The following is a 13,392-nucleotide window of genomic DNA, read 5'->3' as shown; positions in this document are numbered from 1 at the left end:
GAAATCGTACCATCCGGTAAACTCACTTTGGGTTTGCCGGATTTTTTTTATTGCATTATCGCCTTACCGCGAGTAACTCTCAGTGTTACTACCCTATTGCCAGGTTAAGGCTTGATTTTTCGACTATGCTTTTTCCTCAAGTCTCTGAAAAGGGCCGTAAAAGAATGAGGAGTGCAGCATGATAATTTCAAAAGTTTGGGTGGGTTCGCTGGCGTTGTTAGCCGCGATCAGCTTGCCCTTGCAGGCCGCGTCACCCGTCACGGTCGGTTCAAAAATAGATACCGAAGGGGCGCTGCTCGGCAACATTATTTTGCAGGTGCTCGAAAGTCACGGCGTGAAAACCGTTAATAAAGTACAGCTGGGTACCACTCCGGTGGTGCGTGGGGCAATCACCTCTGGTGAAGTGGATATTTATCCGGAATATACCGGCAATGGCGCATTCTTTTTTAAAGATGAGAATGATCCTGCATGGAAAAATGCGCAGGCCGGTTATGACAAAGTGAAAAAGCTGGACGCAGAGCAAAATAAGCTGATCTGGCTAACGCCTGCGCCCGCCAACAACACCTGGACCATTGCGGTTCGCCAGGATGTCGCGCAAAAGAATAAGCTTGAGTCCCTTGCCGATTTAGGCCGTTACCTGAAAGACGGGGGGACGTTCAAACTTGCCGCCTCTGCGGAATTTATCGAACGGGCTGACGCGCTGCCTGCCTTTGAAAAAACCTATGGTTTCAAACTGAATCAGAATCAGCTGTTGTCGCTGGCGGGGGGGGATACCGCGGTGACGATTAAAGCGGCGGCGCAGCAGACCTCAGGGGTCAATGCAGCGATGGCCTACGGTACCGATGGTCCGGTTGCGGCGCTCGGTCTGCAAACATTAAGCGATCCGCAAGGCGTACAGCCCATTTATGCGCCAGCGCCCGTTGTGCGTGAATCGGTGCTGCAGGACTACCCGCAAATGGCAGAATGGCTACAACCGGTATTTGCCAGCCTGGATGAAAAAACGCTGCAACGGCTGAATGCCAGTATCGCCGTGGAGGGGCTGGATGCGAAAAAAGTCGCAGCAGACTACCTGAAGCAAAAAGGATGGGTGAAGTAACGGAGTTTGCAGCAGGTGGGTGTTTTGTCGAATATTTCAGTAAATCGGGTGCTGTTGCTGCTGGTGTTTCTTACCATCGCGGCGGCAGCGCTTCCTTTCATTAGCTATGCTCCCAATCGCCTGGTTTCCGGTGAAGGGCGTCAACTCTGGGATATCCAACCCGACATGGCGTGGGGATTAGCGGCGGCCTGTGTGCTGCTGTTTCTTCTGTGCTTTGTACCGGGAAAATCCGGCAATATATTGACGCTTATCGTTAGCCAACTGTTGGTGATTGCGGCGCTGGTCATCGCCGGCACAACGGCAACGTATCTGGCTCAGACGGGTAGCCCGCTGGCCAGAACCAGCCTGGGCAGCGGGTTCTGGTTAGGGCTGGGATTGATGCTGCTGGCAGCCAGTGACGCCATTCGTCGCATCACCGAACGGGCGTCGTGGCGTTGGTTATTGCACGCACAAATATTCATTTTGCCGCTGGTGTTACTGCTCTCCGGTACGTTTAACGATCTTTCTCTGCTTAAAGAATATGCCAATCGCCAGGATGTCTTTAACGACGCGCTGGCGCAGCATCTGACGATTCTGTTCGCTACCGTGGTGCCCGCGCTGCTCATTGGCGTGCCGCTGGGTGTCTGGTGTACTTTTTCTGTCTCCCGTCAGGGGCCAGTATTCGCGGTACTGAACATCATCCAGACTATTCCCTCCGTCGCGCTGTTTGGCCTGTTAATTGCGCCGCTTGCTGGACTGGTGAAGCACTTTCCCTTGCTGGGTTCGCTTGGCGTAGCGGGAACCGGTCTGACGCCTGCGCTTATTGCGTTGGTGCTGTATGCGCTCTTACCGCTGGTTCGCGGCGTAGTGGCTGGGTTGAATCAGGTTCCACGCGATGTACTTGAAAGCTCCCAGGCGATGGGGATGAGCGCGCGTCAGCGGTTTATCTCGGTGCAGTTTCCACTGGCGCTGCCGGTCTTCTTGCGCAGTTTGCGAGTGGTGATGGTCCAGACGGTGGGGATGGCGGTGATAGCCGCGCTGATTGGTGCAGGGGGATTTGGCGCGCTGGTCTTTCAGGGATTGCTCAGTAGCGCCGTTGATTTAGTGCTGTTGGGCGTGATCCCGGTCGTTGTGCTGGCTGTGTTGATTGATGCGCTGTTTGATTTAGGGATCGCGCTGCTAAAGGTATCGAATAATGATTGAATTTCGCCATGTCAGTAAAACCTATGGCCAGCAAAAAGCCGTCGACGACCTGAACCTGCAGTTAGGAGAGGGCAGCTTTTCGGTATTAATTGGCACGTCAGGTTCGGGCAAGTCTACCACGCTAAAGATGATCAACCGGCTGGTTGAACATGACAGCGGGCAGATCCGTTTCGCCGGGGAGGAGATCCGCAGCCTGCCGGTGCTGGAGTTACGACGGCGCATGGGGTACGCGATTCAGTCTATTGGTTTGTTTCCCCACTGGACCGTCGCGCAGAATATTGCCACCGTACCGCAGCTGCAAAAGTGGTCACGTTCACGTATTGATGACCGAACAGATGAACTAATGGCGCTGCTGGGCCTCGAGGCGAGTTTGCGTCACCGTTATCCGCATCAGCTTTCCGGTGGACAACAGCAGCGGGTTGGGGTTGCGCGTGCGTTGGCGGCAGATCCGCAGGTGCTACTGATGGATGAGCCTTTTGGCGCGCTGGACCCGGTCACCCGCGGCGCGCTGCAGCAGGAGATGACGCGTATCCACCGTTTGTTGGGACGTACCATTGTGCTGGTGACGCATGATATCGACGAGGCGCTGAGACTGGCGGAGCATCTGATTTTGATGGATGCGGGAAAAGTTGTGAAGCAAGGCACGCCGCTGTCGATGCTCACTGCGCCAGCGAATGATTTCGTGCAAACTTTTTTTGGCCGCAGTGAACTGGGCGTAAGGCTGTTGTCACTGCGTACGGTAGGGGATTTTATCCGTCGCGGCGAACACTCAGACGGCGAGCCGCTGGTGGATGAGATGACGCTACGTGATGCATTGTCGGTGTTCGTGGCGCGTGGCTGCGATGTCTTGCCGGTCGTGACGCCGCAGGGGTTACCCTGCGGGACGCTTCATTTTCGCGATTTGCTTTCGGAGACGCCGACCCGTGAAACGTCTTGCTGATCCATTGCTATGGCTTGTTGTGCTGTTTCTGATCCTGTTGGTGGGATTGCCTCACAGTCAGGCCCTGTTTAGTTCGCTATTTCCGGCGCTGCCGCGTCCCGTGTATCAGCAGGAAAGTTTTACGGCGCTGGCGTTGAGTCATTTTGCGTTGGTGGGGATTTCAAGCCTTATTGCCGTCATCATTGGCACCGGCGCGGGAATAGCGGTAACCCGGCCCTGGGGCGCGGAATTCAGGCCGATGGTGGAAACGATTGCCGCCGTGGGGCAGACATTTCCTCCGGTCGCCGTGCTGGCGATCGCCGTACCGGTGATGGGGTTTGGGCTTGAACCCGCGATTATCGCGCTGATTTTGTATGGCGTGTTACCAATCTTGCAGGCAACTCTGGCAGGACTCGGCGGAATTTCTCCCAGCGTGATGGATATCGCCAGCGGAATGGGCATGAGTCAGGGCCAGCGGCTGCGTAAAGTGGAGTTGCCGCTGGCGGCACCGGTTATTCTGGCGGGAATTCGCACGTCGGTGATTATTAATATCGGCACCGCTACGATAGCCTCAACCGTCGGGGCGAACACGCTGGGCACGCCGATTATCATCGGCCTGAGCGGGTTCAATATCGCCTATGTGATTCAGGGGGCGCTGCTGGTCGCGCTGGCTGCGGTGATAGTTGACCGCGGGTTTGAGCGATTAGCGAGCCACCTTACCCGGCACGTAAAATGAATGTGTAGCCTGCCAGCATGACGCCGCCGATACCGCCGATGGCCATCAGCAGGAAGAGGGTAATGACACCGATTTTAGCTGCGCTCATTATGCACTCCTTATGTGAATCTAAGGATTGTACACGTTTGTTAACAGAATATTAAGAGCCGATCCTGGTTGGCTTTAAATACCGAGCGGATAAATATCGTGACCTAACGCGCGCCATTCATTCAGTTGTTGTTGCTGAGAAGGCGTTTGGCTTTCGCCGCACCAGACCAGTAAGGTTCGCCCTTCAAACAGCTCTGGTCGCAATTGGTTTAGCGAGTGAGCGAGGACGTCAACGCGCCATCCCTGCTGGCTGGCAACCCAACCCTCCAGCCATAAGCGGGTGGTATCATGAATGTTCCAGCCGACAACCAGGGCATCTTTCCCCTGTTTCTTGCGCGCCGAGGCCAGACAAATCGCGATGTAGTTGATGAGGACACCGTCGAGGATCCCCAGTAACGCCTGCAGGATCGGCTGCTGACATTGCAGGCGGCGGCGTAACGGAATGAACAAATGGGTGTTGAGCGTTTGTGCGGGATAATCCTGACCGCGCTCTTTGATCCACATCCTGAGGCTATGCAGATTATTACTTTGCAAATAGCTCAACAGCGTCTCTTGCTGTTCGCGCCAGCCGTTATGCACATCAATGTTCTCATTGCTGAGCAACATTTTTACCTTACTGACCTGAACGCCGTTATTTATCCAGCGTTTTATCTCACGGATCCGGTCGATATCCGCGTCGTTAAACAGGCGATGCCCGCCGTCTGTTCGCTGCGGTTTCAGTAATCCGTAACGCCTCTGCCACGCGCGTAAAGTGACAGGGTTGATATCACAAAGCAAAGCCACTTCACCTATTGTGTAAAGCGCCATCGTCGTCTCACTTATGCTCGCGAGGTCCCAGTTTTACTTTAGACGCTCTTTTGCGAACCAGGTAGTTTTGTCTGTTTTTTGATCAACAAATGGGTGAATTTGTAGTCATGCTCGCGCTTTCGAGTGATCGTTCTCACAAATTCCTTTTTTTTTGCAACACTTCAAAGAAAGTTACGCGCAGCCCATGTATGTTACGCGCTTTTAAGTGATGTGTGGTTGGCAGGTATGTACGAGTTTAATCTGGTGTTGCTGCTGCTTCAGCAGATGTGTGTGTTTCTCGTTATCGCGTGGCTCATGAGCAAAACGCGTTTGTTTATCCCGCTGATGCAGGTCACGATCCGGCTCCCGCACAAGCTGCTTTGCTACGTTACCTTTTCCATTTTCTGCATTTTGGGCACCTATTTCGGGCTGCACATTGATGATTCTATTGCTAATACCCGTGCTATCGGCGCGGTGATGGGTGGGCTGCTTGGCGGCCCGGTGGTCGGCGGTTTGGTCGGTCTAACCGGTGGCTTACATCGCTATTCAATGGGCGGAATGACGGCGCTCAGTTGCATGATTTCGACCATTGTGGAAGGTTTGCTCGGCGGGCTGGTGCACAGCGTGCTCACCCGTCGTGGCCGTACCGATAAAGTCTTTAGCCCACTGACCGCGGGTGCCATTACTTTTGTCGCCGAACTGGTGCAGATGCTGATCATCTTGTTAATCGCCCGGCCGTTTGACGATGCGTTTCGGCTGGTCAGTAATATCGCCGCGCCGATGATGGTGACGAATACCGTGGGCGCAGCCTTATTTATGCGTATTTTGCTCGATAAACGGGCGATGTTTGAAAAATATACCTCTGCTTTTTCCGCCACTGCGCTCAAAGTTGCCGCCTCAACGGAGGGTATTTTGCGCCAGGGGTTTAACGAGGTTAACAGCATGAAGGTCGCTCAGGTGCTGTATGAAGAGCTGGATATCGGTGCTGTGGCAATTACCGACCGCGAGAAGCTGCTGGCATTTACCGGCATTGGTGACGATCACCATCTACCCGGAAAACCTATTTCGTCGTCGTACACCCAACGGGCGATAGAAACCGGAGAGGTGGTGTATGCCGATGGGAATGAAGTCCCTTACCGCTGTTCTTTGCACCCGCAATGCAAATTAGGCTCGACGCTGGTGATCCCTTTGCGGGGGGAAAACCAGCGGGTGATGGGGACCATCAAACTGTATGAAGCCAAAAACCGCCTCTTTAGCTCGATCAACCGCACGCTGGGGGAAGGGATCGCTCAACTGCTTTCTGCGCAGATTCTGGCCGGGCAGTATGAGCGGCAAAAAGCGATGCTTACGCAGTCGGAAATCAAACTCCTGCATGCACAGGTGAACCCCCATTTTTTGTTTAATGCGCTCAACACCATCAAAGCCGTGATCCGACGTGATAGCGAGCAGGCCAGCCAACTGGTGCAGTATCTGTCGACGTTCTTTCGCAAAAACTTAAAACGTCCGTCGGAGATTGTGACGCTGGCTGATGAAATTGAGCACGTTAATGCCTATCTGCAAATTGAAAAGGCGCGATTTCAGTCGCGCCTGCAGGTGACTTTAACGGTGCCAGATGCGCTTTCGTATCAGCAATTACCTGCCTTTACCCTACAACCTATTGTGGAGAATGCCATTAAGCACGGTACCTCTCAGCTACTGGATACCGGCGAAGTGTCGATTACCGCCCGCCGCGAAGGGCAGTATCTGATGCTGGATATTGAAGATAACGCCGGGTTGTATCAGCCAACGTCTGAGGCCAGCGGATTGGGTATGAATCTGGTTGATAAACGACTGCGCGAGCGGTTTGGCGACGATTTTGGCATCAGCGTAGCGTGTGAACCTGACCGCTTTACCCGAATCACTTTACGACTTCCTCTGGAGGAACTGGCATGATCAAAGTGCTGATTGTCGATGACGAACCGTTAGCGCGGGAGAATCTGCGGATCCTGTTGCAGGCGCAAAGCGACATCGAGATCGTCGGCGAATGTTCGAATGCGGTGGAAGCCATCGGCGCGGTACATAAACTGCGTCCGGATGTCCTGTTCCTTGATATTCAGATGCCGCGTATCAGCGGTCTGGAAATGGTTGGCATGCTTGATCCTGAGCATCGTCCGTATATTGTTTTCCTTACTGCGTTTGATGAATATGCGGTGAAAGCTTTTGAAGAACACGCGTTTGATTATCTTCTCAAACCGATTGAAGAGGCGCGACTGGAAAAAACGCTGAGCCGTTTGCGTCAGGAGCGCACGAAGCAGGATGTATCGCTACTGCCGGAGAATCAGCAGGCGCTGAAGTTTATTCCGTGCAGCGGCCACAGCCGAATCTATCTGCTGCAAATGGATGACGTGGCGTTTATCAGCAGCCGCATGAGCGGCGTGTATGTGACCAGCAGCGATGGTAAAGAAGGTTTCACCGAACTGACGCTCAGAACGCTGGAAAGCCGTACACCTTTGCTGCGCTGCCATCGGCAGTATCTGGTGAATATGGCGCAATTGCGGGAGATCCGTCTGGAAGAAAACGGTCAGGCCGAACTGATTTTACGCAACGGGCTGACAGTTCCGGTAAGTCGCCGCTATCTTAAAAGTCTAAAAGAGGCGATTGGACTGTAAAACTGATACACTGCGCGCCATTGCATCACCGACAGTTGAAGGCTCTATGCTAAGTAACGATATTCTTCGTAGCCTGCGCTACACCCTGAAAGCGAACAATAACGACATGGTGCGTATTCTTGCGCTTGCTGACATGGAATCCACCTCCGCAGGTTTTGATACCTGGATGACAAAAGAAGATGAAGCCGGGTTTATTCGCTGCCCGGATATCATTCTCTCCGGATTTTTAAACGGTCTGATTTATCATCTGCGTGGAAAAGACGATTCTGCGCCGGAACTGGCGCTTGAGCGTCGTGTTAACAACAATACGGTGCTGAAAAAGCTGCGTATCGCCTTTTCGCTGAAAACCGATGATATTCTGGCCATTATGACCGAGCAGAAGTTTCGTGTGTCGATGCCGGAAATTACCGCCATGATGCGCGCGCCGGACCATAAGAACTATCGCGAATGCGGCGATCAGTTTCTGCGTTATTTCCTGCGGGGTTTGACGTCGCGAGTGCACAAAACGAAAGCGTAAAACGACGCTGGCGACCACGATGAATATCGGGTCGCCAGGATGTTATTTCACCTCTTTAAAACCCGCCGATTCCATTACCGTTTGCATTTGCTTCATGCTGAAATTTTTATCGGCTTTCTCAGAAAGCTTCATCCCGGAAATTGCCTGCAACGCTTTTATATCGACTTTTTCCATATCGATAGTGACATTTTCCTGCGCGTAGGTATCTGTATAGGTGAGCTTTTCTTCTACGCCTGCAATATTTTGATATTTGGCGCTTAACGCATCGAATACTTTTGCGGCTTCCTCTTTATTGCTGGCACCGATAGAGGCATAGCTGATTTTACTTTCGGAGCTTTGTTTCAGAACTTTGTCACCTTTATAGGTGTAAGAGACGGTGATATCCGAACCGTTAAGATTGGCATTGAATGTTTTCGTCTCTTCTTTATCACCACAACCCGCCAGAGAAAAAACCACAACCGATGCCACGGCGAGAGAAACTAATTTTTGTAACGCTGTCATGTAAAACTCCATTTTATGAATATCGAATGCTAAATAATAACGCCAATGAATATGAGGGCCGGGCGGCCTTAATAGCAGAGCAGTATAGAATAAATCTAATAGCGATGGCTAAGCAGTCCGAAAATGGAGTGGGGGAGTGTGTTTAAGATTAAAGGTAAATCACTCAGCAAAAAAAGCGCTGCAGTTGCAGCGCTCGAGATGTCTGATTTATTTCACCTGTTGGCCAGGTTTTGCGCCTTCGTCCGGGCTTAACAGGAAGATATCTTTCCCGCCAGGACCTGCCGCCATGACCATCCCTTCAGAAATGCCGAAGCGCATCTTACGAGGTGCCAGGTTAGCAACCATAATTGTCTGACGTCCAACCAGGGTCTGCGGATCCGGATAGGCAGAACGAATACCAGAGAAGACGTTACGCTTCTCGCCACCGAGATCCAGCGTCAGACGCAGCAGTTTGTCAGAACCTTCCACAAACTCGGCGTTTTCAATCAATGCCACGCGCAGGTCAACTTTGGCGAAATCGTCAAAGGTAATGGTTTCCTGAATCGGGTCATCCGCCAGCGGGCCGGTTACCGGTGCGGCAGCGGCCTTCACTTCTTCTTTCGACGCTTCCACCAGCGCTTCAACTTGTTTCATGTCGATGCGATTGTAGAGCGCCTTAAAGGTGTTGACCTTGTGACCGAGCAGCGGTTGCTTAATGGCATCCCAGCTCAGCTCGCTGTTCAGGAAAGCTTCTACACGTTCAGCAAGCGTTGGCAGAACCGGTTTCAGGTAAGTCATCAGGACGCGGAACAGGTTGATACCCATGGAGCAGATCGCTTGCAGGTCGGCATCACGGCCTTCCTGTTTAGCAACGACCCACGGAGCCTGTTCGTCAACGTAGCGGTTTGCCACATCGGCCAGCGCCATGATTTCACGGATAGCTTTACCAAATTCACGGCTTTCCCATGCTTCGCCAATCACCGCAGCAGCGTCAGTGAAGGTTTTATACAACGCCGGGTCGGCCAGTTCAGCCGCCAGTACGCCGTCAAAACGCTTGCTGATAAAGCCTGCGTTACGTGATGCCAGGTTGACTACTTTGTTGACGATATCGGCGTTTACACGCTGAACGAAGTCTTCCAGGTTCAGGTCGATATCATCAATGCGTGAAGAAAGCTTCGCTGTGTAGTAGTAACGCAGGCTGTCGGCGTCAAAGTGCTTCAGCCAGGTGCTGGCCTTAATGAAGGTACCGCGAGATTTGGACATCTTCGCACCGTTTACAGTCACATAACCGTGTACGAACAGGTTGGTCGGCTTACGGAAGTTGCTGCCTTCCAGCATCGCCGGCCAGAACAGGCTATGGAAGTAGACGATGTCTTTACCGATGAAGTGATACAGCTCGGCGTCGGAATCTTTCTTCCAATACTCATCAAAACTGGTCGTGTCGCCGCGCTTATCGCACAGGTTTTTGAACGAACCCATATAGCCAATTGGTGCATCCAGCCAGACATAGAAGTACTTGCCTGGCGCATCCGGGATTTCAAAACCGAAGTATGGGGCATCGCGGGAAATATCCCACTGCTGCAGGCCGGATTCGAACCATTCCTGCATTTTGTTGGCGACCTGCTCCTGCAACGCGCCGCTGCGTGTCCAGGCCTGCAGCATCTCGCTGAATGACGGCAGGTCAAAGAAGAAGTGTTCGGAGTCGCGCATTACCGGCGTCGCGCCAGAAACGACGGATTTCGGCTCGATAAGTTCGGTCGGGCTGTAGGTTGCGCCGCAAACTTCACAGTTATCGCCATACTGATCCGGAGATTTACATTTCGGGCAAGTGCCTTTAACGAAACGGTCCGGCAGGAACATGCCTTTTTCCGGATCGTAAAGCTGGGAGATAGTACGGTTCTTAATAAAACCGTTCTCCTTCAGGCGCGTGTAAATCAGCTCAGACAGCTCACGGTTCTCTTCGCTGTGCGTAGAGTGGTAGTTGTCATAGCTGATGTCAAAACCCGCAAAATCAGTCTGATGCTCCTGACTCATTTCACCGATCATCTGCTCTGGCGTGATCCCAAGCTGCTGTGCTTTCAGCATGATTGGCGTACCGTGTGCGTCGTCCGCGCAGATGAAGTTAACCTGGTGGCCGCGCATTCGCTGGTAACGGACCCAGACATCAGCCTGGATGTGCTCCAGCATATGGCCGAGGTGGATAGAGCCGTTGGCGTACGGCAGCGCGCACGTTACCAGAATTTTCTTCGCGACTTGAGTCATAGTGGGCAATTACTTCTTTTGTAGTGAAAAGGGCTTTGATAGTACCAAAATGGTAATTACTGCGCCAAGCGATAAGGGCATTTATCCGTAAATGAATAATTGTTGCGGTTGGAGTAAACTACCTGGTGACTATTGTATTTTCAGAACAACAAAAAGGAGTCGGGATGAACGCACAATCCCAGGCCAAATCACCAGAGACCCTGCGCGCGATGGTTGCCGGGACGCTGGCGAATTTTCAGCATTCAACCCTGAAGCATAATCTGACGACGCTTAAAGCGTTGCACCACGTCGCCTGGATGGATGACACGTTGCACGTTGAGCTGGTCATGCCGTTTGTCTGGCAGAGCGCGTTTGAGGACTTAAAAGAGCAATGTAGCGCCGATCTGCTGCGTATTACTGGTGCGAAAGCGATCGACTGGAAACTGTCGCATAACATTGCGACGCTGAAACGCGTGAAAAACCAGCCGGGCATTAATGGTGTAAAAAACATCATCGCCGTCAGTTCGGGTAAAGGTGGCGTGGGTAAATCCTCTACTGCCGTGAACCTGGCGCTGGCGCTGGCTGCGGAAGGGGCGAAGGTAGGGATACTGGACGCCGATATTTATGGCCCGTCAATCCCGACGATGCTCGGTGCGGAAAACCAGCGTCCAACCTCTCCAGACGGTACCCATATGGCGCCGATCATGTCTCACGGCCTGGCGACAAACTCTATTGGTTATCTGGTTACTGACGATAATGCGATGGTGTGGCGTGGCCCGATGGCCAGCAAAGCCCTGCTGCAGATGCTGCAAGAAACCTTATGGCCGGATCTTGATTACCTGGTACTGGATATGCCGCCGGGTACGGGTGATATCCAGTTGACGCTGGCGCAAAACATTCCGGTCACGGGGGCTGTTGTGGTGACCACTCCGCAGGACATCGCGCTGATCGATGCGAAAAAAGGCATCGTGATGTTCGAAAAAGTCGAAGTGCCAGTGCTGGGTATTGTTGAGAATATGAGTATGCATATTTGCAGCAACTGCGGTCATCACGAGCCAATCTTCGGCACCGGTGGCGCGCAGAAACTGGCTGAGCAGTATCACACCCAACTGCTGGGACAGATGCCGCTGCATATTTCTCTGCGTGAAGACCTGGATCGTGGTACGCCGACGGTCATCAGCCGTCCTGACAGCGAATTTACCGCCATTTACCGCGACCTTGCAGGACGTGTCGCTGCCCAGCTCTACTGGCAAGGGGAAGTGATCCCAGGTGAAATTGCCTTCCGCGCGGTGTAATTAATAGCGTTACAAATATTCACTGCATCAATAATTCATTGATGCAGTGAATATATTGGATGAAAAATCTCACTCAATTATTTATCCGGACTGTATAATTCATGTCTTTTTCTGAATAAACACCCTCAATGCATCATTTAAATTGATCAAATTGGTCGAATTAATCTACAATCTCAATTAGTCTTAGCGAGGCAGTTAATCCATAATCTACTGGAAAAACGGCTTGTGTGCTGTTTCCCAACCGATACAGGAATAATGAACGTAATGAAAAAAAATTTATTCTTGGGAGTTATTACTTTGGCTTATGGAATGAGCGCTTCTGCTTTCGCCACAGATACTGCCACCCTGAATATCAATGGTCGGGTAACTGAACCCACCTGTAGCGCTGATGTTGTAAATAACGAAGTGCAGCAACGCTGTGGCAATGCCATTTCCTTTTCAAACGTCAGAGCGGGTGTTTCCAATCCAACAAAAGGTGCGGTAACTGAAATTGTTACTATTACCGGTGACGCTACACGACAAATTGTGATGACGCGTTACGATTAAACGTCTTTTATCAGCCATGCATTATTATTGTGAATAATAAGTGGCTGACCATTTCTCTGAAGAATTTCATTCCGACAATTAATCTCGTAAATTTATTAATTTAAAAGAATAAAAAAATCGACTGATTTGTTTCTATTATATTGCGCTTTGCAATTTGTTTTAAATCAATAAAACAACGCGTTTACATTGCGGTAACGTTTCTGGTGTGCGAATTTAATTTCACAGGTTAAGTCCTCTTAACCAATAGAAGTTAATTTATTAAGGAATATACGATGAAACGTTCAATTATTTCCGCTGCTGTTCTGTCCGCTGTAGTTATGAGCGCTGGGGCTTTTGCTGCTGATTCTGATCAGGGTGAACTGATTATTACTGGTAAGGTAGTAGGGACCACCTGTAAATTTACAGGGGATACCACTGCGACCATTGGTATGAACCAAATTGGTGCTGACAGATTAAATGCCTTAAGTGCTGGTGGTGTTTATGAAGGATACTCAAATAAAACCACCGTGCCATTGACGGTTGAATGTACAGGAAGTAAAGCACCAAAAATTACTTTCTCCAGTTCTCAATTTGACAGCAATAATAAATATATTACACGAAATACCGCAGCAAATAATGGTGCTGGCTTCACCGTTTACTATGGTGATGATTTTACTAAACAGGTTAACCCCGATACAGGTATTGAGTTAACTAAAACTGCGGACAATAAATATACTCTGAACTTTAGCGCACGCTACGCGAAAATTGGTTCTGCCGATGTCTCCGCTGGTGATGTGGCCTCTTCGCTGACGATGACTGTTGTTACTGATTAAGATGACTATCCTGTTTGTCGGCGGCTCCGGCCGCCGATTATTTCCGC

Annotated in this window: 14 protein-coding genes; 10 read left to right on the top strand and 4 right to left on the bottom strand. The window is 51.3% G+C overall.

The window, feature by feature from the left end; genetic code table 11:
* Positions 1-178 precede the first annotated feature (178 nt).
* Genes osmF through BZK42_RS06045 form a run of 4 tightly spaced genes read left to right on the top strand, consistent with a single transcriptional unit; the run spans position 179 to position 3,933 of the window.
* Positions 179-1,096, top strand: a complete 918-nt coding sequence (gene osmF, locus BZK42_RS06060; protein WP_080858899.1) for a glycine betaine ABC transporter substrate-binding protein OsmF — start codon at positions 179-181, stop codon at positions 1,094-1,096.
* 15 nt (positions 1,097-1,111) lie between these two features.
* Complete coding sequence (locus BZK42_RS06055) at positions 1,112-2,278, top strand: ABC transporter permease (RefSeq protein WP_019077214.1); 1,167 nt, start codon at positions 1,112-1,114, stop codon at positions 2,276-2,278.
* Complete coding sequence (locus BZK42_RS06050; protein ID WP_016153694.1) at positions 2,271-3,218, top strand: ABC transporter ATP-binding protein; 948 nt, start codon at positions 2,271-2,273, stop codon at positions 3,216-3,218. Before BZK42_RS06055 ends, BZK42_RS06050 begins: the two co-directional genes overlap by 8 nt.
* The gene (locus BZK42_RS06045) at positions 3,202-3,933 is read left to right on the top strand and encodes an ABC transporter permease (protein WP_080858898.1); all 732 of its coding nucleotides are present in this window, start codon (positions 3,202-3,204) and stop codon (positions 3,931-3,933) included. Before BZK42_RS06050 ends, BZK42_RS06045 begins: the two co-directional genes overlap by 17 nt.
* Here the strand turns inward: BZK42_RS06045 and BZK42_RS06040 are convergent.
* Positions 3,914-4,021, bottom strand: coding sequence for a protein YohO (locus tag BZK42_RS06040; RefSeq protein ID WP_003027354.1), 108 nt, complete (start codon positions 4,019-4,021; stop codon positions 3,914-3,916). The genes BZK42_RS06045 and BZK42_RS06040 overlap by 20 nt on opposite strands.
* A 74-nt stretch (positions 4,022-4,095) precedes the next feature.
* Positions 4,096-4,827, bottom strand: coding sequence for an HTH-type transcriptional regulator MlrA (gene mlrA, locus BZK42_RS06035; protein ID WP_080858897.1), 732 nt, complete (start codon positions 4,825-4,827; stop codon positions 4,096-4,098).
* Positions 4,828-5,052: 225 nt separating this feature from the next.
* On the opposite strand from mlrA, the gene BZK42_RS06030 reads away from it, so the two are divergent.
* Genes BZK42_RS06030 through BZK42_RS06020 form a run of 3 tightly spaced genes read left to right on the top strand, consistent with a single transcriptional unit; the run spans position 5,053 to position 7,971 of the window.
* Positions 5,053-6,738, top strand: a complete 1,686-nt coding sequence (locus tag BZK42_RS06030) for a sensor histidine kinase (protein WP_016153691.1) — start codon at positions 5,053-5,055, stop codon at positions 6,736-6,738.
* Positions 6,735-7,454: a two-component system response regulator BtsR gene (gene btsR, locus BZK42_RS06025; RefSeq protein ID WP_016153690.1), complete on the top strand. Its 720-nt coding sequence runs from the start codon at positions 6,735-6,737 to the stop codon at positions 7,452-7,454. Before BZK42_RS06030 ends, btsR begins: the two co-directional genes overlap by 4 nt.
* Positions 7,455-7,500: 46 nt before the next feature.
* A complete protein-coding gene (locus BZK42_RS06020) occupies positions 7,501-7,971 on the top strand; it encodes a YehS family protein (RefSeq protein ID WP_016153689.1) in 471 nt (156 codons plus the stop codon).
* A gap of 42 nt (positions 7,972-8,013) precedes the next feature.
* On the opposite strand, the gene BZK42_RS06015 is transcribed toward BZK42_RS06020, so the two are convergent.
* Positions 8,014-8,472: a YehR family lipoprotein gene (locus tag BZK42_RS06015; protein ID WP_080858896.1), complete on the bottom strand. Its 459-nt coding sequence runs from the start codon at positions 8,470-8,472 to the stop codon at positions 8,014-8,016.
* 207 nt (positions 8,473-8,679) lie between these two features.
* Entirely contained in the window at positions 8,680-10,713 is a 2,034-nt protein-coding gene (gene metG, locus BZK42_RS06010) for a methionine--tRNA ligase (RefSeq protein ID WP_016156963.1), read from the bottom strand.
* A 164-nt stretch (positions 10,714-10,877) separates the two neighbouring features.
* Between metG and apbC the strand changes: the two genes are divergently transcribed.
* The 3 genes from apbC (at position 10,878) to yehD (ending at position 13,345) form a co-directional block, all read left to right on the top strand.
* A complete protein-coding gene (gene apbC / locus BZK42_RS06005) occupies positions 10,878-11,987 on the top strand; it encodes an iron-sulfur cluster carrier protein ApbC (protein ID WP_016153686.1) in 1,110 nt (369 codons plus the stop codon).
* Between the two features lie 264 nt (positions 11,988-12,251).
* Entirely contained in the window at positions 12,252-12,533 is a 282-nt protein-coding gene (locus BZK42_RS06000; RefSeq protein ID WP_016153685.1) for a DUF2574 family protein, read from the top strand.
* A 272-nt stretch (positions 12,534-12,805) separates the two neighbouring features.
* Positions 12,806-13,345 (top strand): fimbrial protein YehD, encoded by a 540-nt coding sequence (yehD, locus tag BZK42_RS05995; RefSeq protein ID WP_016156961.1) that lies wholly within the window; start codon positions 12,806-12,808, stop codon positions 13,343-13,345.
* Positions 13,346-13,392: the final 47 nt, after the last annotated feature.

The sequence above is a fragment of the Citrobacter braakii genome, from assembly GCF_002075345.1.
GTDB classification, from domain to species: domain Bacteria; phylum Pseudomonadota; class Gammaproteobacteria; order Enterobacterales; family Enterobacteriaceae; genus Citrobacter; species Citrobacter braakii.
Note: the sequence above shows the minus strand (reverse complement) of the source record. Positions and strands in the feature narration are given on the sequence as shown.